Below are 21180 nucleotides of genomic sequence, written 5' to 3'. Positions count from 1 at the left end.
GTCCTTTGGAAAACACGTTGAAAAAGTATAGTCTAGGAAAATAACCAAATTGTCACCAAAAAAAGTCTTACATGTAAGCATTGTAGCCTATCTTGAAACAAAGAAACAAGTTAGGAAGCACCCCTTGTTTCACTTTGGTGTTTTTTAAGATCAGAATAGGCGTTTTGGTATAAATCTGCCTCTTCGAGGTAAGACCCTGGAAACATAAATGCCTCGCCACTGTGAAAGCTAAGGGAAAGAGGCGTTTTGTCTGCAAAAAGTTCGATGCTTTGTAGGCGCTCTTTGGTTTTATGGTGCCACTCTTTGGTTTCCTTGTAAACACTAAACCAAAAAAGGATGCAAAAGGTGGTGCTGTTCATGCGAAAGAGCATCCCGCTTGATTGGGTGAGCTGCCCTTGAAGCACCAAGGAAACCGCCTTTAGCGCCTCGTCTGCTTGGTGTGTGCCGTAGGTTTCTTGGATAGAGGGGAGGTTTGAAAATTCAAACAAAAACAGGGCAACACCCCTGTGTTCTCTGCGCGCTCGACGCATGTGTAGGGGTACCAAGACTTTGTAAAGTTGGCTGGAAAAAAGGCTTGTGGTAGGGTCAAGATGCTGTGAGAGCGGCTCTTCTTGGTGGTTAGCCTCATCCATGCTAAGGTGCCATCCGCTAAGGAGTTCGGGGTTGCCGCTGGCGTCTCGTTTTAACACTTTGCCGCAAGAACGAATCCAGCGGTACTCCCCATTTTTATGGCGCATTCGCATTTGGACGTTGTAATAAGGTTCTGTGCCATCAAGATGGCGTTTGAGGGCGGTAAACATAAGGGGCAAATCTTCGGGGGAGATGAGGCTAGTAAAATGCTCAAAGGTTCCGTTAAATTCATTTTTCCCATACCCCAATAAACGGGCATAAGCGGGGTTGATGGTGTAGGCATTTTTGCTAATAGACCACGTCCATGTGCCCATTCCTAGGAAATTTGAAGCGATATGCAAGTGCTTTCGTGCCATGTTGGTGCGGTGAAGAATGGCGATGATTTTCTCGCGTTGGCGTCGCAATAAAACCAAGGCCCACGCGAGTGCAAAGAGAGACAGTACCAACAGGGCAAACAAAAACCCTGTCACATGAAAACCGCCACTTTCTTTTTTAATCCACGGCAGCCAAAAGGCTTGTTTTTGTTCATGGGTGATGTTGCGGAGCGCTTTTTGCAACAGGGAAAAAAGGATGGGATGGTCATGGTGTACGCCGATGTGGGCGGAAAAACGGATAGAAAGCGGGTGTGCGATGTAAAGAGCACGAAATTCATAGGTCCCAAGGTAGTACTGTAGGGCAACATCCTCCCCAATAAAAGCATCAAGCTCCCCTTTTTGCAAAAGGTCGAGCCCTTTTTTCAGGTCTGAAACTTCAGTGATGTGAAGGGTGGGGTAGTGGTGTTGTACCAAAGGGATGGTGGCATGGCCCTTGACCATTCCGACCCGTTGTCCGTGCAGTTCCAGTAGGGATTCAAAGACAACCTTGTCACGCTTGGTGACGACGGAGAGGGAGATGTCAAACAAAGGGTCAGAAAAAAGAAAGGTGTTCGCGCGCTCTTTGGTATGGATGATGCCAGAAAGGACGTCTATCTTTCCTTGTTTAGCTTCCTCTAGCAAGGCTTCCCACGAAGTCGCGTGAACAGGAACAAAGGTGATGCCAAGCACGGTTTCAAAGTGGCGAAAATAAGAAGAGAGGATCCCTTGGTGTCGCCCTTGTTCGTCTGCAAAATCATAAGGAGGGCGCGCGTGGTCAAAGCCTAAGCGAATGACGGGATTGGAAGCAAGCCATTGGACTTCTTTGGGGGTGAGGTCTAGGGCTTTAATGGTTGATTCTAAAGGGAGTGCAAAAAGAAAAAAGGGAAAAAGAAGAAAGGCAAGGGGCCTAAAAAAGCCCCTTGAGAATGTAAGACTAGCAGGCAGGTACGTTGCCGCTATCGTTTGCGTAGTGGATAACAAAGTCACAGATATCAGATTGGAACCTTTTAAACTGAGCACCACCTAGAAAATCGGCTGCATCAGGGTATTTTGAGGAGTACTCTGTAATAAAACCAGCACCTTCATTGGCACACAGCTCTTTCCATTCTGCGATACTGTGTTGTGCGGCAAATTGTGCACCATTAACACCTGTTGGGGCTTTCATAAACTTAAGAAAAAGTTTTTGGCCACGTGCTGGGTCAGCGGATGCTGTACTCACGCTCAACCCTAATCCTACCATAATTGCGAACGCAAGTGCGGTTAATTTTCTCATTTTTTTCTCCTGTGTGTGATTTGCCCTCCGTGTTCCCCTGCGTGCTTGTCAGACAAGAAGCGTAGAATTGGTTCACTTAGGTTTTCAAAGGTCAATATTATCATACCTTACTTAAAAGAACGTTAAATAATTATGATTTTTTATTGGTCATTTTGTAGAGAAAACTAAACACTTCCGCAACCGCTTTGTAAAGGGCTGGGGGGATTTCTCTATCAAGCTCCACTTTAGAAAGCAACTCCACAAGGTCTGCATCTTCACGGATGGGGATGTTGTGCTCTTTGGCAAGGCGGATGATGGTGTTGGCCACTTCGCCTTGGCCTTTGGAGGTGACTTTGGGCGCGCCTTTTTTGTCAAGGTTGTATTTGAGCGAAACGGCTTTTTTGCGGGTTTCCCTAGGCGGTAAGGTTGATGCCAAAGTCGCCCTCCAATGTGTTTTTTTCGAGGGATTCACGTTTTTCGTAGGGCAAAATTGCGATGTTTGAAGGCGTAAGGCCAACCGCATAGAGCATGAGCCTGAGTTCTTGGATGTGCTCACTGATGCGCTCTTTAAGCTGAGGGCTCTCAAGGGCGATGCTCACATTGAGGTATTGGGTGTCAAACAACACAAGCATGATGTGCACATTGCGGTAATGCTCAAATTCCAAATCGATTTGACAATAGGTAGTCTCTTCGCGTTTTTGAACCATGAGATTTCCGTGTTTTAGCCCGCTCCAAAGGTAGGGAAAATACGTGTGAGAGCTGTTGCTGACATGGCCGTAAAGCTGATGCATTTCAATCTGCGCTAAGGATTTGGTGGCTAGCTGATGAACCTCTTTGTGGGAAGTGCTAGTCGTATTTTGCAACTCTAAGAGGGCTTTTTTTACATCTTGCATGAGCGCTTGGGGGAGTTCTGGTGAGGCGGCCCGCGAGAGCTGTTGCCCAAGGGTGGCTATGTGGCCTTTGAGTTGCATGAAAGTCTTGGGGAGTTCAAGGGAGGCGCTATCTAGCAATTTGATGATGGTTTTTAGCGCATGCACGGCACGTTTGAGTTGCGCTCCTGTGTCGTTGGTAGTGGTTGCTAGAAGGGGTGAAAAGTTAGTGGGTGCTTGCGCCGACCATGCAAGCAAGGCGAGTTCATTGCCCAAAAGCGGCGATTTTGGCGTTACATGTAAGAGGGTTGGTGCTCCTGTGTTGGAGGGTATATCTTGGGGTAGGGCTTTTTGCAGCGCTTGGGCGGCAAGGGTGGCGGGGGCACTAGGTGGCAGGGGAGCGTTTTTGGTCTGAAAGGCGGGGGTGAAATCGTGTTTAATGGAACCAGATTGCTTTAGGATGGATTCTAGGAGGGCGATGGTGTGGGTTTTTGTTTGTGCGGCAAGGTGTTGAATCTGGGGTGCATTTTGGGTGGTTTTGGGCAGCGGAAGCGGGTTTTCTTTGAGCTCTTTAAGCAAGGATACAAGCAAAGCCTTGGTCTCTTGGGGCAGGGGAAGTTGGGGTGTTTGGCGTACGCTTAAAGGAGAGTGGAGTGCTTCTTTGGCCCCCATGGTTTTGAGTGCTACTAGGGCATTTTCAAGCTTTGCAATGTTTTGGGCTAAGGGAAGCAAGGGGCGTTTGGAAAGGGTTTGCAGGTGTTTTTCAACCTCTGCTACTGCGGTTTTTAACGCTTCTTGGGTGGTTTTGGGTGCAGGTGGCGAGAGCACTTCTTGAAAAAGACGTCCTAGGGTTGCTTGGGTGGTTTTGGGTAAGGGAAGCTGTTGCAAGGTTTCTTGGATGTGGCGCACGGGTTGGCGTAGCGCCACATCCACGGGCAAACTTTCCGTGCGCAGTGCCGCTTCAAATCCCGTGCCTGAACGTACGAGTTGTTGTTTTAACTCCGCACCATTAGTGGTGGCAATGTCTTTTAAAAACCCTTGCAAGGTTTCTGCGAGAGGTTTAAGCGCAGGGTCATTCTGGGTGAGGGTGACAAGGGTTTGGAGCTGGTTTGGCAAGGAAGGAGCGTTTTTAAACCACGAAGCGTTTTCAAGGGTGTGTTTGACTGCCGCGGGTGCGATGGCGTTGGAGGCAAGGGATTGGAGCAAAGTTTGGATGGTGTTGGGGGTGGATTTGTCAACGGCTATTTCTGCACTGGGTGCACTTACTAAGGCTTTTACTAAAGCCTTGGCTTCTTTGGGATTGCTGGTGGCAAGGTGTAAAAGGTCTTGGGTTGAGAGTGTGATCATGGTGTGTTTGGGTTGCCTTTTAAAATCGTTACATGTAAAGGTAGCATCGGCTAAATGAGCACTTGATAAAGCAACAAGACAACAACACACGCCACGTAAAGTTTAAGAGCGTAGCGTGCGTTCCATAAAAACAACTTTTTAGAGGGGATGTCATAGCGCCCTGAGAGGGCAAGGTTAAGCCCCGAAACAGGACTCGTGCCAATGCTCAGTGACCACGACATCAAAAAGGTCATGGCAAGCAAGGTGTGGTCGACTTCCATATTCCCAAGCCAACCCCCTAAAATAGCGATAGAAATGATAGGGTGAACGCCCACGAGGGAGACAAGGACCATCCCAAGGAGCATTACCGCGGCTACGGTGGGGGTAAAGTGACTCACAGGAAACGCAAGGGCAAAGCCCTCCAAGAGAGCACTAATGCTTAAGCCAAAGTAGCCCGCCACCAAAAAAAGTGCTAACTCATTTTTTAAAAGAGGCAATTGGGAGGTGGTGTGGGTGGCAAAATGTTTGAGTCCTTGGGGCAAGCCTTGGCGCCAAAAAAGAAACCATAGTGTCAAGCCAAGGGCATAAAAAGAGACCAGTAAAATCACCCGCACCTCAGGAAGCAACCAATGGGTTGCCCCCACAAGCGCTGCCAAAAGTGCAGGCAACACCAAGGCTTCAGGGCCGATGGGATAGCCCACAAAGTCTTCCATGGGCTTTCCTTTAAATTCCCAATAGGTGAGCACAAAGCCCACACCAACAAGCACCATGCCGCTTTGCCACAGGTATAAAAGGGAAGCCCCCGGTGCGTAAATGCTTGCCGCCGCAAAGGCGATGAAAAAAGGCGACCATAGGGCGTCTGCGGAAAAAGCGCGCGAGAGGGTGATGATTTGCATTTTGGTAAGAGATGCTTTTTGGGAGAGTCTGTCGCCTGCAAGTAAGATGGCGGAGAGGTTAATGATGGCGCCAAAAAGATGCACGCCAAAAAAGGTTGAAACAAAGCTTTTGGGGCCTTTAGGAAGTGGGTGTTCGCTTGGGAGCGGAAGGGCTACAAGCCTTAAGTAGCTGATGCTGATGAGTAGGCTTAACATGAGTTGGTTGACACTCAACACTCGCCACAACGTAACCTCAAAGCCCATCACGTAGGCAAAGGTAAAACACGCAGTGCCAAGGACAAAAAGGGTGAGGCTAAGGCGACGTTTGGGGGAGGGGATAGTGAAAAACAACACCAGTCCAGCACTCCACGCTAAAAACCCTGCGAGGGTATAAAGGGAGGGATTGCCTGTGAGGCTAAGGAGTAAGCTTGCTAGCAAAAGCCAGCCACAAAGGGATGTTTTCATGGGTGAAAGTATAACTCAAAAAAAGGCATTAGCCATCTTGAAGTAAGCGCAACAAAAAATCAAAAGCCAAAGCACCAAAGGTGCGTGAGCCCTGCGCTGAGCAGAACTCAGCGTTAGCGTAGTCTTTGGAGCTTCACTCTAAGAGCGTTATCAAAAGCACCAAGGGTGCGCGAGCCCTGCGCTGAGCAGAACTCAGCGTTAGCGTAGCTTTTGGAGCTTCGCTTCAAAGGCGTTATCAAAAAGGAAAGGGCCACACACCCTTTCCTTGATGGGGAATTAGGCCATAATCTCTTCGATGGTTATATAATCGCCCACGCGGCCTGTCATTTTTTCTACGTCGGTATTGACTGGCAAGGTTTTTTTACCTGGAACCCATCCAGCAGGGCACACTTCACCTGTTTTAGTGGCGTGTTGCCATGCGCGGACTTGGCGCAAGAATTCGTTGACGTTGCGGCCTACCATGGGGGCTTGGACTTCTTGGGCGACGCACACGCCATCGGGATTAAACAAGAAACGTCCGCGAAGTGCTAGGCCTTCTTCTTCGATGAGCACACCAAAGGCTTCACTGACCACGCGGGTGGTGTCTGCACCAATGGTAAGTTTCAAGCCTTTTAAAATAGGCTCAGTTTCTACGAAACGTTTGTGAGAAAATTTAGTATCTGTGGAGACGGCTAAAATCTCTACCCCAAGTTCTTGAAACTCGTCGTATTTAGCGTTCATAGCTGCAATCTCTGTGGGGCACACAAAGGTAAAATCTGCAGGGTAAAAGCACACAACTGTCCATTTTCCAGCATAATCTTCACTCTTAACACTGGTGTAGTGACCGCTTTTTGCATCGTATGCATCCATTGTAAACTCTGGCATTTTCTTTAGTACCATACTTGAACTCATTTTCTTCTCCTTGGTTGTTTGTTGGGGTTGGGCAGCTTGTGCTGCGTTTTGTTCTGGTCGTTGTTTGACACCTGTATCGCATCCCATGGGATACCTCCTACACAAAAGATGGTGGAAGTATAGCACGACGATAAAAATAAGTCAATAGTAATTTTTATCGTCAGATTAAAATTCTTCTTTTCTTTTTAAGGACTATGGTATATTTTCACTTTAATGCAACAACCTTCTTTTTTGCTATTGAAAAAGAAGCTTATATACAAGGAAAACAAATGCCAAAAGCTCCCAAACATCGCCTTACATGTAAACCTTGTGCTGGGCGTTTTGGCGCACTTGAAACGCAAGGCCTTGAGGGAATCCCTCTTTTGCACGAAGAGCTAGAAGCCCTGTATCTAGCGGATTATAAAGGGTTTTACCACGAAGAGTGCGCACAGCGGCTAGGTGTTTCGCGCCCTACCTTTGCCAAGCTTTTAAAGGGTGGTCGTAAAAAATGTGTGCAAATGTTGCTGCTCAAAAAAGCCTTACATGTAAAGGAACGGTTGAGCCATTTGGTGTACGCATTGCCCACCGATGACCAACGTACCCTCTCGTCGCATTTTAACGTAGCACGTTATTTTGCCTTGATGTTTATGGAATCTGGTGTGGCTTCCAAGGTCGTTTATCTGCCCAATCCTCTGGTGGCGAAGCTTGAAGCTAAAGGCATTGTTCCTAAAAATGATGAAGATTCTATGGGCTTTGGTGCGGGGCGGGTGATTCCTGAGCTTCTCAAAGAAGCGACCCATGTGCTGTGTGTTTCCATTGGCGAGGGGATGGTGCGCAACCTTGAGGGAATGGGAATGCGTGTAGAAAAAATCACGACAACATACCAAGGGCTTTCCCTTGAAGAGGTTTTAAAACGATACGAAGAGTTATGATGGACTTCTTTCGCGCTTAGGCTACGGCCTTGGGTGGAATTTTGTATCCTTAAGCGCACTTTTACTGCCAAAAATACTTCTTTTTTCTTCAAAATTACCGCAATTAGTAAAATAATAATTTACCTAAAAAGGCAAAAATGGCCAGTTTTTGCCAAAATAAGGAAAAAAAACTTTACAAAACTCCCCTTTTTTGACTCACATAAATATAAATTATAATTTACATAAGCTCCTAAAATTAGGGCTTTGCTCACTATTATAATAAAATCAACTTATAAGTATAAATTAGTTTAATAATTATATAAAGAAACTCCCCCTACAATTTGACTACAAAATCTTGATTTTTTGAAAATTCATTCGTCAATGTGCCAGAGGAGGTACTATGAAAGTAGAGATATCACGGCGTAGATTCCTTCAAGGAAGTGTGGCGCTAAGTGTGATTGGGGGAACGTCGCTTGCGACCTCTAGTATCCTAGCCGATACCGCACCGCAACCACAGAGTCCCTTGATGCAAGAAATCCCAACTGTCTGTGAAATGTGTGTCAACAAATGTGCTGCCATCGCCCATGTGCGCAACGGCATCGTCAAAAGCCTTTCCCCCAATCCTTTGTTTCCAAAATCGCGCAACATGTTGTGTGCAAGAGGGGTGGCGGGAGTGCACGCACTGTATGATCCCGATAGGCTAAAGTATCCTTTGATTCGTGCAGGCGAACGGGGTGATGGCAAATACCGTCGTGCCACGTGGGATGAAGCCTATGCGTATATTAAAGAAAAACTCGTGCCTATTGTGGATGAAGAGCACGATAACCGCTCCTGTATTGGCTACTGCGCAGGGGAGGGCTTGGCAGAACATACCTTTAAAACCTTTATGTCTGACAAATTTGGTTCTAGTAACTTTCTCAACCACTCCACTATCTGTTTGCAAACCGCAGTAGCGGGGTACGCCACAACCATCGGAGCGTACGGCCAAGCGGATTTGGAAAATGCCAAATACGTCATCATGGCGGGCGCTAACCGTGCTGAGGCTATTTTGACGCCCGATACCATGGACTTGTTTAAACGCACAAGGGGGCGGGGCGTGAAGCTTGTTGTGGTAGACCCACGCTTCACCAACACTGCAGCCCATGCGGATGATTATGTGGCCATCAAGCCAGGAACCGACCTTGCCTTTGTGTTAGCATTGACCTACGTGGCGATTTCAGAACAGATTTTTAACCGCGAATACGTGGCTAAAAACTTCCATGAGTTTGAAACCTATAAAAACCATATCATCAGCAATGGCTACACGCCAGAGTGGGCCGAGCCTATCACGGGTGTTTCGGCGAGTGTGATAACTAAAATCGCGCGGGAGTTTATGGCCCATGCTCCTCAGGCTATCTACTACCAAGGACGCCGCACCACATGGGAAACCAATGATTTCCAGTTGCGTCGGGCACAAGCGATTTTTTCAGCCCTAGGCGGAGGAATCGACATCAAAGGCGGGATTTTATTTGGCAAGAAACTGCCCTTAAAAGACCACGTGGTTAACGCCCCTATGTACGCTAACGCCCAAGGGCGCATTGAGCGTAATGAAGCGGCGATTATCGGCGCGACAGGCTCATGGGTAGCGTGGCGCAACATGGTTGTGGAAGAGCGCACCCCTTATCCAATTAGGGGGATGTTTGTCTACAAACAAAACCCCATGCTCTCCGTGCCAAACACCGCTAAAACCAAACAAATGTTTGAAAAAATGGATTTGGTGGTCGTGATTGATACCATGCCAAGCGACACAGCGATGTACGCAGATGTCATTTTGCCAGAGTGTACATACCTTGAGCGCGAAGACCCTGTGCAAAGTTTTGGTGGGTCTGAACCCGCCCTTATTTTGCGTCAAAAAGTCATTGAGCCTATGTATGAAACCAAGCCAGTGATGGAGATTATGCGTGGGCTTTCCCAAGTGCTCTCTAAACCGTTGTGGGAGATAAGCAAAAAGTACGACGAAGATGTGCAGCTTGACCTAGAGGAAGAGGAAGAAGAGGATTACTACGCCATGAGCGGGTTTGATTTGAGCGATGCTTTCATGGAAGACCAAGAAAAGATCAACCACCACATGGTTGCTCCGTTGTACGGCGAAGAAGCGTGGAAAACCTTGCGTGAAAAAGGGGTGTATTACCCCCATATGGACACCTATTTTAGGAAGATTTCAAACAATACTTACGAAACTTACCCACAAGACAAGCGGTATTACTCCATGCTTGCATTAGAAGAAGACTACGACCCCGTGCAGTACATGCACGATTTGTGTATCAACGTTAATGACGTTGCGTGCTTAAAGCGTACCTTTAAAACCCCAAGCAATAAAATCGAGTGTAATCTGGCTAGCATGACAAATCGTGGGATTGATGCGATGCCAACCTGGCGGGAAGACCACTACAAAGCGGTGCCAAAAGGAAAGTTCAAGTTTATCACAGGGCGCCATGCGCAAACCACCCAAAACTCTACGCAAAACAACATTATGCTTTTAGAGCTTATGCGTGAAAATTTTGTGTGGATTAACGACAAAGAAGCCAAGGCGTTAGGCATTGCCTTTGGAGACTGGGTTGAGGTGACAAGCTCTGTGGGCCAAGTGCGCATTAAGGCGTATCCAACCGCCAAAATTGTTCCTCAAACCGTGTTTTATGTCCATGGGTTTGGTGCAAAATCAACGGGGTTGACCTTTGGGTACCGCAATGGGGCGAGTGATAATGAGATTATCGAAGATCGGATTGAGCCTACCTTTGGTTCAGCCAACATGCACGACACGATTGTGACTGTGAGAAAGGTGTAATCATGAATTATGCAATGGCGTTAGATTATCAAAACTGCATTAATTGCAAAGCATGCGAAACCGCGTGCAAGGAAGAAAATGGCGTGCAGCTGGGCGTGAACAAACAGCGCATTTGGGTAGGGATTGTAGAAGGGACGATTTTTGGAAAACCTTATGCCAACTTTTACCCCGCGCAATGCAACCACTGTATTGACGCACCTTGTGTAAGTGTGTGCCCTACCAACGCAAGCCATTATGCCCCTGGCGGGATTGTCAAAGTGGACGCCCATAAATGCATCTTGTGTAAAGGCTGTATGGAAGCGTGTCCGTATGATGCGCGGTTTGTGGACGACACGACGGTCGCGGTAGATAAGTGTACCTTTTGTGACCACCGCATTGAAGAGCGAGGAACGACGGCGTGCCAAGAAACGTGTCCGACCAAGGTGCGTACCTTTGGGGATTTAGATGATCCCGATAGTGACTTGGTAAAACTGCTTAAAACCAAACGCTTTTTTGTCCAAAAAGAGCGCTCAGGAACCTTTCCTAAGCTTTTTTACATTGTGCCCAATGATGAGGCTTATTTGCGTCAGAGCGTATCGCACGATACGACTATCCACACGTGGGAGTCGTTAATGGCGAGCTACAACACCGTGTGTCAGGTAAAGGGGTAAACCATGAAAACATTTGAATTTGCCAGTTTGGATATTAACAAAGTCACCTTTGCAGGGCTCTTTTTCAACAAAGTCATGATACTTGCCTACCTCTTTTTGGTGTTGGCTTTTGTGGGGATTTATGAGATTTATGAGATTCGCTATTTTAGTGAAGCCGCCAACGCGCACGCTGCGGGACTTGACCCGACCAATCCTGCCCTTGTGGATGCCATGCGTCTTGCGGTGTTTGGGACGGTGGGCGAAGTGAGCCGTGAGGTGCCGTGGACGCTCTTTATTGCCAATTACATGTACATGATCTACACCGGCAGTGGGGTGATTTTTTTGGTTGCCCTTGCGGAGTTGATGAACTTTAAATTAGTAGAAAAAGCGGCGGCTGGGTTTTTGGTTGTGGGCCTTTCTATGGTCTTTGCAGGACTTTTTACCATCGCGGTAGATATGAACATGCTCAACTTGCACTGGATGTTCTTGGACCCAAATATGGGAGCAGGGATGTGGATGATGTTGCCACTGTATTTTACGTATATTCCTTTTGTCTTGTTTGAGATTTACCTTATCTTGACCAAGAAACGCGAGTGGGCCAAGCGCCTTGCCTTGCCTATTTTAATCATGAGCATCGGCGTGGACTTGGTGGAATACTACATCCAAGCCAAATTATTTTCCATGAATACAGCACGACACCTGTGGACAGAGTTTCCTTTTTTGATGTTTTATTTCATCATCTCAGCCTTTGTCTCTTCGTTGGGGATTATGGGCGTGTACAGTTACTTGGTGCATAAAAACAAGCCTGAATACAAACAGTTGATGGATCTTGTGCGTCGGGGGATTTTGTTCTTTGTGTTTGTGCTTGCCTTATACGAAGTGATTGCGTACATGGTGGTGGATAAAGATTGGGCCTTTTTGATTTTGTTTGGACCCTTTAAATACCTCTATTTCTTTGGATATATTTTGTTGGCATTGGTGTTGCCTTTCTTTTTAACCTTCCGCCCGACAAATTCCACATGGAAGGTTGTCCTTGCTTCCGTGTTTACCATCGTTGGTGGGTACGCGGGACGTTACTTGTTTGTGTACGGCGGCAATGCTAACCCGATGACCAACCGTTTTGGCATGGGCTATGAAAAATACGACGTGTATGAGATAGCGAGCACCTTTAACTACGCCCACCCGCATCTTGGCGAAGTGTTCATTGTCATAGGCTCAATCGGCGTGGTCTTGGCGGTGTATAAGCTTTTTGATAGCTTGTTTTCCGTAACCCCTTTGCGCGACACGCACTAAAGATTTAAACGAGACGACGAATTCTATGTTTGGTCAAAGCACCAAAGGTGCGCGAGCCCTCCGCTGAGGAGAACTCAGCGTTAGCGTAGCTTTTGGAGCTTTGCTTCAAAGGCGTTATCAAAGTAAAAGCAAAGGTGCGCGAGCCCTCCGCTGAGGAGAACTCAGCGTTAGCGTAGCTTTTGGAGCTTTGTTTTAAAAGCGTATTTTAGATAAAAAAGGAGACACACATGCGTTCTACATTTGTTGGTGCATTAGCACTTACGACGGCTCTACTCTTTACAGGTTGTGCTACTACTTCTAGCACTACTTCCCCTGCTGCTGCCAAAGCGGTTCAAGGCAAACCTTCCGCCTCAGTGCAAGGTTTGATTGACAAGTACAAGTTGGAGGTAGTGGATTATACCTACACCCGCTCTAAACTAGGTGATGGGATGCGCACAGGGGCAAAAGCACTCTTTGTTGATACGCGACCTGCTGCAAAATACAAAGCGCGCACCATTCCTTCAAGTATCAACATCCCTGATACGCACTTTAAAGACTTTGTAGGACAACTGGATAAGGTAGCTAAAGACAAAGAAATCATTACCTTCTGCGGCGGCTGGGAGTGTGGCAAAAGCCCACAAGTAGCGGGATGGCTCAAAGAGATGGGCTTCACCAATGTCAAAGTCTACCAAGCGGGCGACCCAGAGTGGTTTAAAGTGGATTATTCTGAAGTTGGCACCTCGTTGGTTAAAGCGGCGTATGATAAAAACGGTGCGTTTATTATTGATGCGCGTCCTTATGCTAAATTTATCGGTGAGACGATTCCAGGCGCCATTGCCATTCCTGATACGGATTTTGCAACCCTCAAAGGACGATTGCCAGTAGATAAAACTACGACTATCATCACCTTTTGTGCGGGATGGGAGTGTCACAAGTCTCATTGGGTAGCGCAAGAGCTTATTAAAATGGGCTACACCGATGTAGCTAATTATTCTGCGGGTCTTCCTGCTTGGAAAGAAGCGGGCTACAAAACCACCAAAGGCGGCGATGCTAGCGTTGGTGGCGTGGTGCTTAGCAAACCGTTCCTTGGCCCAATCAAAAAAGGGCTAGATGCAGGTTCAGTGGATGGTCAATGGTTCCTTGAAATGTACAAAAACCTTCCTGCTGGCGTTACAGTAGTGGATGCACGTAAGGCGAGTGAGCGTGCTGTTGGCGCTATCCCTGGAACGCTTCATGTGTCTTTGGAAGAAAATTCTACTGAAGAATTTTTAGCAAAACTTCCAAAAGAGGGTTACATTATTTTCCACTGCGCTGCAGGTGGACGTGCGATGGAAGCACAAATGAAAGCCAAAAGTGCTGGCATGACCAATGCAGTCTTTTTGGACGCGGGCATTAAATGTGCAGGCAGTGATTGTAAAATTACGCCCAACGAAGCGCTTGACCCTACAGACTGGTAGATTTTTTTAAAAGCCACACTTCGCAAGGGGTGTGGCCCCTTCTTTTTTAACTTCCTTGTTTCCTTCCTAAAACGCTTTGCTTTATTTCTTTACATGTAAAGGATTCTTACATGTAAGCCTTTACATGTAAAGAAAACTCCCTTAACCTTCTTAATTAGATTTCATTGTTAAAGATAGTAATTCTAAAAATCGTATTTTAGAGTCTGAAGCTAAAAGCTGACGATAAAATAAGTAAAACGAAATATTTTTATAATATAAGATAATCTAATAAAGAGCTATTCTTAAAGCCCAAAAAAGGGCCTACTGCGGCTAAAAAGATAAAAAAACAGTATTTTTGGTAAATTATTTTTATTTTGAAAGTAAAAAAATACCAATTGTAAAGAATTTTTTACTAAAAATTCCAAAGTAAAAAGGCCCAATCCGTAGGCATTTGGCCAATATTGACGTTAAAAAACCCAAAAGGTAAACTTTTTTATAAGTTATTTATAAGCCTCCTCTTCTACAATGAAGGTATCAATTTATGGTTTTTGATAGTTCTCTACGAGTTAACCTTAAGCCCTAAATCTAAAAGGAGAGACGATGAGTGTTGAGATCTCACGACGGAGATTTCTTCAGGGCAGTGTGGCCCTGAGTATAGCTGGAGGTGTTTCAATGACCTCTTCTCAGGTCTTTGCAAGTGCCAAAGAGAAAAACTCGGTCAACGGCAAAGGCGTGACGAAGAAAGTTGCAACGGTATGCGAGATTTGTGTCAATAAATGCGCAGCGATAGCGCATGTGGAAAACGGTGTTGTCACCAAACTAGACCCCAACCCCCTCTTTCCAAAATCCCGCAATATGCTCTGTCCTCGCGGGAATGCAGGGATTGACGCACTGTATGACCCCGATAGATTAAAATACCCGATGATTCGTGATGGTGAAAAAGGAAGCGGAAAATTCCGACGTGTCAGTTGGGAAGAAGCGTACCAATACATCACCGATAAAATGGTAAAAATCTTAGAAGAAGAAAAAGACAACCGCTCTAGCATCGCTTTTTGTGCGGGTGAGGGCATGGGGGAACATAACTTTAAAAACCTTTTTGGCGCCTTTGGTTCAGGCCACTGGCTCAACCACTCCACCCTTTGTCTTGCCACGGCTGTTTCGGGCTACGCGGTCACCATCGGCGGTTATGGCCAAGCGGATTTGCAAAACGCCAAATACGTCATCATGGCGGGCGCTAACCGCGCAGAAGCTATCGTCACACCTGACACCATGGACTTTTTCAAACGCACCAACGGACGGGGCGCAAAGCTTATCTGTGTGGACCCACGTTTTACCAACACGGCTGCTAAAAGCGATAAATTCCTTGGCATCAACGTCGGTACCGACCTTGCCTTTGTGCTTGCACTGACATATGTGGCTCTTTCTGAAGAGCGCTACAATAAAGCCTACGTGCAAAACCACTTTAATAACTTTGATGAATACAAGCAACACATTCTTTCCAACAACTACACCCCTGAATGGGCGGAAAAAATCACAGGCATCAAAGCAGACGACATCCGTGAAGTCGCTAGAGACTTTATGGCCCACGCCCCTCAGGCTATCTACTACCAAGGCAGACGTTCTACATGGAGTCAAGATGACTTCCAACTTCGCCGTGCTCAGGCTATCTTTTCAGCCCTTGGTGGCGGAATCGACGTCAAAGGCGGGATTTGCTTTGGGTCAAACATTGCCATCAAAGGCCATGATGCACCAGCACCCCTTTACGATAATGCCAAACCACGCATTGAGCGAGACGAAGCGGCGATTGTAGGAGCTTCTGGAGCATGGGTTCCTTTTAGAAACATGATTTTAGAAAACCGTGCGCCTTACCCTGTACGTGGGCTTTTTGTCTACAAGCATAACCTCATGCACAACATGCCCGATAGCAAAAAAACTGAAGAATTCTTGAAAAAACTTGACTTGGTGGTGACCATTGAAACCATGCCAAGTGACACGGTGATGTTAAGCGACGTAGTGCTTCCTGAGTGTACCTACCTTGAGCGTACTGACCCAGCAGCGGCCTTTGGGGGCATCGAACCGGCTGTGATTCAGCGCAACAAAGCCGTTGAGCCGATGTTTGAGAGCAAGTCCGTTCTTCAAATCTTGAAAGAGTTTACGCAAGTGGCTAGCAAGCCGTTGTTTGAAATCACCAAAAAGTACGACGAAATGGTGCAGATGGAGATTGAAGAGATGGGTGAAGAGGATGTGTTTGAAGAATACGACCTAGCCCAAGCTTTCCAAGAAAGCCAAGAAGAGATTAACACCCATGCGGTGGAAAATTACCCAGGCGCGGCGGAAATTTTGGCCGAAAAAGGGGTCTTTTACCCCAATATGGACACGTACTTTAAGCAAGTTAACACAAACGAATACGAGTACTACCCTGACCACAAACGGTTTTATTCTGTGCGCAATGGCAAGCTCAATACGCCCTCAGGCAAGGTAGAGTGCAGGATTGACTCCCTTACAGCACGGGGCATTGATGCGATGCCTACTTGGCATGCTCAGAACCAATTGGTTACCCCGCAAGATGCGTTTCGCTTTGTGACGGGGCGCCATGCGCAATTTACCCAATCTGCTACGGCTAACAATCCCGCGTTGTTGGATTTGATTCCGACAAACTATTTGTGGATTAACAGGCGTGTAGCCAAAGCCCGCGGGATTAAATTTGGTGACATGGTAGAGGTTAAAAGCAAGGTGGGTGCAACCGTCCTTCCTGCGTACCCAACGGAAAAAATCGGACCACAAACCCTCTTTTTCGTACACGGGTTTGGCGTGCAGTCTAAAAACATGCGTTTGGCGCACAACAATGGTGGTCATGGATCGGCTATTTTGGAAGATAGCGTAGAGCCTGTACACGGATCCACCTGTCTTCACGACACAATCGTTAGCATTAAAAAGGTGTAAGTCATGGCAACATATGGAATGGCCCTTGATTATAAAAACTGTATCAACTGCAAGGCATGTGAAGTGGCTTGTAAAAAAGAAAACGGTGTCCAACTTGGTGCGGACCAATTTCGTATTTGGGTAGGGGTAAAGGAAGAAGAGGGAGAGTTTCCAAACATCTCCATCGCTTCTCAAGCGTACCAGCCTAGCCAATGCCAACAGTGCTCTAACGCACCGTGCAAGGAAGTGTGTCCTACTAGTGCGACGTATTATGATGAAAATGGCGTGGTGCGTGTGGATGTAAACCGCTGTATTTTGTGTACGTACTGCATCAACGCGTGTCCTTACGATGCGCGCTTTATCGATGACCGCACATGGACGGTAGATAAGTGCAATTTCTGTTCACCTACGCGTTTAGCTAGCGGGGAAACCACTACCGCATGTCAGGCAACATGCCCGACAAAAGTGCGTGTTTTTGGTGACATGGACGATCCTTTGAGTGAGATTTCGCAGCTTTTATCACGGCGCGAATACAAACAGGTTAAAGCCCATTTGGGAACAAGACCAAAACTTTTTTATCTACTCTAGGGGGTGAGGCATGAATCCAATTTCATTAAAACATTTGATCAATTTTGAGAAAACGCCACTAAACTTGCTTATTGCTATCTCGACAGTGGTGCTTTTAGGTGCATTTGCAGCGGGTGCTGTGAGTTTTATTTTGCACGGGCATCACGCCTTTAATGTCTCGCGCCAACACCCTTGGGGCTTGCTCATCGTGATGTACGTCTTTTTTGTTGTTTCTTCTACGGGGCTTTGTATCATCTCTTCCATCGGCCACGTGTTTGGCGTGAAAGAGTTTCAGCAAATCGGTAAGCGGGCCATTGTCGGAGCGATTATCGCGTTGGTTTCTGGCTTTGCGGTGATTGCCCTTGAAGTGGGCCACCCTGTACGCATGGTGATTTACAACATCCTTACGCCTAACCTTGCCTCGGCGATTTGGTGGATGGGAACCTTGTATGGGGCGTATCTTGTGTTTATTAGCATTGAGTTTTTCTTTTTGGTGCGCAATGACCACAAATATTCTAAAATCTTTGGCATCGGCGGCTTGCTTTTTGGCCTTGCGGCCCACAGTAACCTTGGGGCGGTGTTTGGCTTCTTGATTTCGCGCCCTTCGGCCAATGGGGTGTTTTATCCGGTGTATTTCATCCTCTCTGCGATGATTACGGGATGTTATTTGATTTACTTGATGTACGGGTACCGCTATAAAATGAATTTCCCTGAAGAAGTGGCTGCGATGCTTAAAAAGCTTGCCAAGATTTTGGGAATGTTGCTTGCGATTTTGATTTTCTTTGAATTTTGGAAGATTATTACGGCACTTTATGGTAACCTACCTGAACGTGCTGAGACGATTTTTTACGCCATCCAAAGCCCGAGTTTCATCATCGGCGAGGTGATTTTAGGGATGCTCATTCCGTTTTTTATCATTCTTTTTTCTAACGGCGAAGCCATCAAGCCTTTGGTTTGGGCCTCACTTTCTGGAATGGTCGGCATCTTTTTCATGCGCTACAATCTTGTCCATGACACCTTGGTGTACCCCATGCAAACCCTCAAGGTACGCGAGTACCAATTGCCTCCGGGCATGGTAAGTTATTTCCCCTCAGCCACGGAGTTCGCCATCGGCTTTGGAGGAATTGGGATTGCCTTGATGATGTATTATGTTGCCAGTAAAGTATTTAAACTAGACGACGAACCACACACACACTAAAAGGAGATACAATGCGTTCTACATTTGTTGGTGCATTAGCACTTACGACGGCTCTACTTTTTACAGGTTGTGCTACCACTTCTAGCAGCACTTCCCCCGCAGCTGCACAGGCTGTATTAACCAAGCCTTCTGAATCTGTTCAGAAGTTTATCGACCAGTATAAACTCGAAGTGGTTGATTACGAATATACCCGTTCTAAACTTGGCAACGGGATGCGTTCAGGCGCTAAGGCTGTTTTCATCGACTCACGTCCAGACAGACTTTACAATGCGGCTACGATTCCTTCGAGTATTCAGATTCACGACACAGACTTTAAAGAGCACGTAGTGCGCATTAAAGATGTTCCTAAAGACAAAGAAATTATCGTGTTCTGCCAAGGTTGGGATTGCGCTAAGAGTCCAAAGGTAGCAGGTTGGCTCAAAGAGATGGGTTACACCAATGTTAAACTTTACCAAGCAGGCTACCCTGAGTGGGCAACCAAAGACTACGCAGAAGTAGGCACAGGTACGCTCAAGGCTGCCTTTGACAATAACGCCGCTTTCATTATTGATGCACGCCCTTACAAAATGTTCCTAGCCGAAACCATTCCTGGTGCTATCTCTATGAACGACACCGAAATGCCTCAGCTTATGGGACGTTTCCCTGTGGATAAAACAACGCCTATTATCACCTTTTGTGCGGGATGGGAATGCCACAAGTCTCACGCTGTTGCGCAAAAACTTGTTTCTCTTGGCTACACCAAAGTGGCGAACTACTCTGCGGGTCTTCCAGCATGGAAACAAGCAGGCCTAAAGACCACCAAAGGTAGTGATGAGGCAGTTGCAGGTGGTGCCGTGACCCTTACAAAACCCTTCATGGGCCCTGTGAAAAAAGGCTTGGATGAGGGTTCAGTGGATGGCCAATGGTTCCTTGAAGTGTACAAAAATCTTCCAGCTGGCGTAACCGTAGTAGACGCGCGCCGAAGCGATGAGCGTGCCGCTGGGGCAATCCCTGGAACGCTTCATGTTTCTTTGGAAGAAAACTCCACCGAAGCATTTTTGGCCAAACTTCCTAAAGAGGGCGTTATCATCTTCCACTGCGCCGCAGGTGGACGTGCGATGGAAGCTCAAATGAAAGCTAAAAATGGTGGTTTCACCAACGTGGTGTTCTTGGATGCAGGCATTAAATGTGCAGGCAGTGATTGTAAAATTACGCCAAACGATGCACTTGACCCTACAGACTGGTAGATTTTTTTAAAAGCCACACTTCACAAGGGGTGTGGCCCCCTTCTTCTTTTGATTCCCCTGTTTTTCCCAAAACACTTGTTTTAGTTGCTTACATGTAAGCCTTTTACATGTAAAGGATTTTGGTCCTCCTCTTGAGTGCTACTTTTAGTTAAATTTACTTTTCCTTATACTTTAAAAGATAAAATTATTATACTTATATCTTTTGGTTATGCTATAATCAAAGCAAATAACCTTTATAAGGAGGGTAAAATGAAACGTGTAAAAGCATCTGTGTTGGCGGGGGCTATTTTGCTTCTTGTATCGCACCAAGGGTTGGTGGCAAATGACTGTATTGACAATTTGCAAAATGAGATGATTAGCATTATTTATGCGGGCCAAATGAAAGGGGAGTCTGAGGAAAAAATCACCAAAAAAATCAGCCGTACCTTTGACCAACAATGCAGCGAGGAAGAGGCTAAACAAAAAGACGCTCAGTTAGCGATTGATGCAAAAGATTGTATCCGTAACTTGGAGCTTGAAATGATTCGTCTTGTAAAAGAGATAAGCGCAAAAGGGGGTGTGGTGGATTTGGATGTCATCACCAAAGAAGTGCGCGAAAACTTTGAGGGCTGTAAGCCCGCCAATCCCTAAGGGTAGCTTTCCCGCCAGAAGGCGGGAAAGTGCTATTTAAACAAGTGGTAGATAGAGCTAAAATCTTCCTCGCCACGGCCGAGCATTTTCATTTTTGAGTACAGCTCTTTGGTGACGCTGGCACTGTAAAGAGGGCGGTTTAGGGAGTAGGCCAAGTCTTGCAAGCAGTGCAAGTCTTTGTTGATGGCGGCGTTGCTAAAGTGGGGCGAGAAATCTTCGTCGATGAGTTTTTGGGTTTTAGCCGCCAAAACCAAGGACTGTCCTCCGCCTACGCCCAAGATGCCAAGCAACGCTTTTTTTTCTATTCCACACGCTTCGCCTAGAGCGGTGCATTCGGCCAGTGTGGCCATAAAAGAGCCTAGGCAAAGGTTGTTGATGAGTTTCATTTTTGAGGCACTTCCAGCAGTGGGTAAAAAGAAAATATTTTTCCCAAAGCTTTCTAAGAGTGGCTTACATGTAAGGAAGGTTTTTTCCTCACCTGAACTCACCAATGTCACTTCGCCTTTGCTTGCTGGCACCACGCTTCCAAATACTGGACACTCAAGGTACGCCACACCCGCCTCTTTGGCAAGGGCGTGAAATTCAAGCACCGCTTCAAAATGGTTGGTGCTCAGGTCGATGAGTGTTTTGCCCTCTTTTGCGCCCTCAAGCAACCCTTCTTTCATGCTCAGCACCGCCTTGACCGCGGGTGAGTCAAACAAACACAACAGTACCGTATCGCACGCTTCCATGAGCGCTTTGGGTGAGCTTGCCACGGGTAATCCAAGGGCGGTGGCTTTGCCTTGGGTGCGGTTCCAGACCATCACCTCATGCCCTTGGCTTGCCAAACGCTTGGCAATCGCGCTGCCTAAATTTCCAAGTCCGATAAATCCTATCATCGTGTCCCCTTCTTACATGTAAGTTTTTAGAATGATAGTCTAAATTA

Annotated in this window: 17 protein-coding genes; 10 read left to right on the top strand and 7 right to left on the bottom strand. The window is 46.7% G+C overall.

What is annotated here, in order from left to right; translation table 11 throughout:
* Positions 1 to 110: 110 nt before the first annotated feature.
* The 6 genes from AC5SLM_RS02310 to AC5SLM_RS02285 form a co-directional block, all read right to left on the bottom strand.
* Positions 111 to 1970 (bottom strand): PAS domain-containing protein, encoded by a 1860-nt coding sequence (locus AC5SLM_RS02310; RefSeq protein WP_495249309.1) that lies wholly within the window; start codon positions 1968 to 1970, stop codon positions 111 to 113.
* Positions 1918 to 2256, bottom strand: coding sequence for a hypothetical protein (locus AC5SLM_RS02305; protein ID WP_495249308.1), 339 nt, complete (start codon positions 2254 to 2256; stop codon positions 1918 to 1920). Before AC5SLM_RS02305 ends, AC5SLM_RS02310 begins: the two co-directional genes overlap by 53 nt.
* Before the next feature lie 130 nt (positions 2257 to 2386).
* Positions 2387 to 2671 (bottom strand): EscU/YscU/HrcU family type III secretion system export apparatus switch protein, encoded by a 285-nt coding sequence (locus AC5SLM_RS02300; RefSeq protein ID WP_495249307.1) that lies wholly within the window; start codon positions 2669 to 2671, stop codon positions 2387 to 2389.
* Positions 2649 to 4451 carry a hypothetical protein gene (locus AC5SLM_RS02295; protein ID WP_495249306.1) on the bottom strand — a complete coding sequence of 601 codons (1803 nt, stop codon included), beginning with the start codon at positions 4449 to 4451 and terminating at the stop codon, positions 2649 to 2651. The genes AC5SLM_RS02300 and AC5SLM_RS02295 overlap by 23 nt, the downstream gene beginning before the upstream one ends.
* Positions 4452 to 4501: 50 nt before the next feature.
* Positions 4502 to 5770, bottom strand: a complete 1269-nt coding sequence (locus AC5SLM_RS02290; RefSeq protein ID WP_495249305.1) for a tellurium resistance protein TerC — start codon at positions 5768 to 5770, stop codon at positions 4502 to 4504.
* A 276-nt stretch (positions 5771 to 6046) separates the two neighbouring features.
* A complete protein-coding gene (locus AC5SLM_RS02285; RefSeq protein ID WP_495249304.1) occupies positions 6047 to 6748 on the bottom strand; it encodes a peroxiredoxin in 702 nt (233 codons plus the stop codon).
* Positions 6749 to 6930: 182 nt separating this feature from the next.
* On the opposite strand from AC5SLM_RS02285, the gene AC5SLM_RS02280 reads away from it, so the two are divergent.
* The 10 genes from AC5SLM_RS02280 to AC5SLM_RS02235 all read left to right on the top strand — a co-directional run bounded on the left by AC5SLM_RS02280 (position 6931) and on the right by AC5SLM_RS02235 (position 20255).
* Positions 6931 to 7572, top strand: coding sequence for a DUF134 domain-containing protein (locus AC5SLM_RS02280; RefSeq protein WP_495249303.1), 642 nt, complete (start codon positions 6931 to 6933; stop codon positions 7570 to 7572).
* Positions 7573 to 7951: 379 nt separating this feature from the next.
* On the top strand, positions 7952 to 10375 hold the full coding sequence (locus AC5SLM_RS02275) for a molybdopterin-containing oxidoreductase family protein (RefSeq protein WP_495249302.1): 2424 nt from the start codon (positions 7952 to 7954) through the stop codon (positions 10373 to 10375).
* Positions 10376 to 10377: 2 nt separating this feature from the next.
* On the top strand, positions 10378 to 11025 hold the full coding sequence (locus AC5SLM_RS02270) for a 4Fe-4S dicluster domain-containing protein (protein WP_495249301.1): 648 nt from the start codon (positions 10378 to 10380) through the stop codon (positions 11023 to 11025).
* Positions 11026 to 11028: 3 nt separating this feature from the next.
* Complete coding sequence (gene nrfD, locus AC5SLM_RS02265; RefSeq protein ID WP_495249300.1) at positions 11029 to 12297, top strand: NrfD/PsrC family molybdoenzyme membrane anchor subunit; 1269 nt, start codon at positions 11029 to 11031, stop codon at positions 12295 to 12297.
* A 227-nt stretch (positions 12298 to 12524) separates the two neighbouring features.
* Positions 12525 to 13733: a rhodanese-like domain-containing protein gene (locus AC5SLM_RS02260; RefSeq protein WP_495249299.1), complete on the top strand. Its 1209-nt coding sequence runs from the start codon at positions 12525 to 12527 to the stop codon at positions 13731 to 13733.
* 579 nt (positions 13734 to 14312) lie between these two features.
* Positions 14313 to 16655, top strand: a complete 2343-nt coding sequence (locus tag AC5SLM_RS02255) for a molybdopterin-containing oxidoreductase family protein (RefSeq protein ID WP_495249298.1) — start codon at positions 14313 to 14315, stop codon at positions 16653 to 16655.
* Between the two features lie 3 nt (positions 16656 to 16658).
* Positions 16659 to 17222, top strand: a complete 564-nt coding sequence (locus AC5SLM_RS02250) for a 4Fe-4S dicluster domain-containing protein (protein ID WP_495249297.1) — start codon at positions 16659 to 16661, stop codon at positions 17220 to 17222.
* A 10-nt stretch (positions 17223 to 17232) separates the two neighbouring features.
* Positions 17233 to 18399 (top strand): NrfD/PsrC family molybdoenzyme membrane anchor subunit, encoded by a 1167-nt coding sequence (nrfD, locus tag AC5SLM_RS02245; RefSeq protein WP_495249296.1) that lies wholly within the window; start codon positions 17233 to 17235, stop codon positions 18397 to 18399.
* An 11-nt stretch (positions 18400 to 18410) separates the two neighbouring features.
* Positions 18411 to 19625, top strand: a complete 1215-nt coding sequence (locus tag AC5SLM_RS02240; protein ID WP_495249295.1) for a rhodanese-like domain-containing protein — start codon at positions 18411 to 18413, stop codon at positions 19623 to 19625.
* A gap of 249 nt (positions 19626 to 19874) precedes the next feature.
* Positions 19875 to 20255 (top strand): hypothetical protein, encoded by a 381-nt coding sequence (locus AC5SLM_RS02235; protein ID WP_495249294.1) that lies wholly within the window; start codon positions 19875 to 19877, stop codon positions 20253 to 20255.
* A 32-nt stretch (positions 20256 to 20287) separates the two neighbouring features.
* Here the strand turns inward: AC5SLM_RS02235 and AC5SLM_RS02230 are convergent, their stop codons facing one another.
* Entirely contained in the window at positions 20288 to 21133 is an 846-nt protein-coding gene (locus AC5SLM_RS02230) for an NAD(P)-dependent oxidoreductase (RefSeq protein WP_495249293.1), read from the bottom strand.
* Between the last annotated feature and the right edge of the window lie 47 nt (positions 21134 to 21180).

Source organism: Sulfurospirillum sp. HTRB-L1 (genome assembly GCF_059415125.1).
This window is presented reverse-complemented; position numbering and strand designations above follow the sequence as displayed.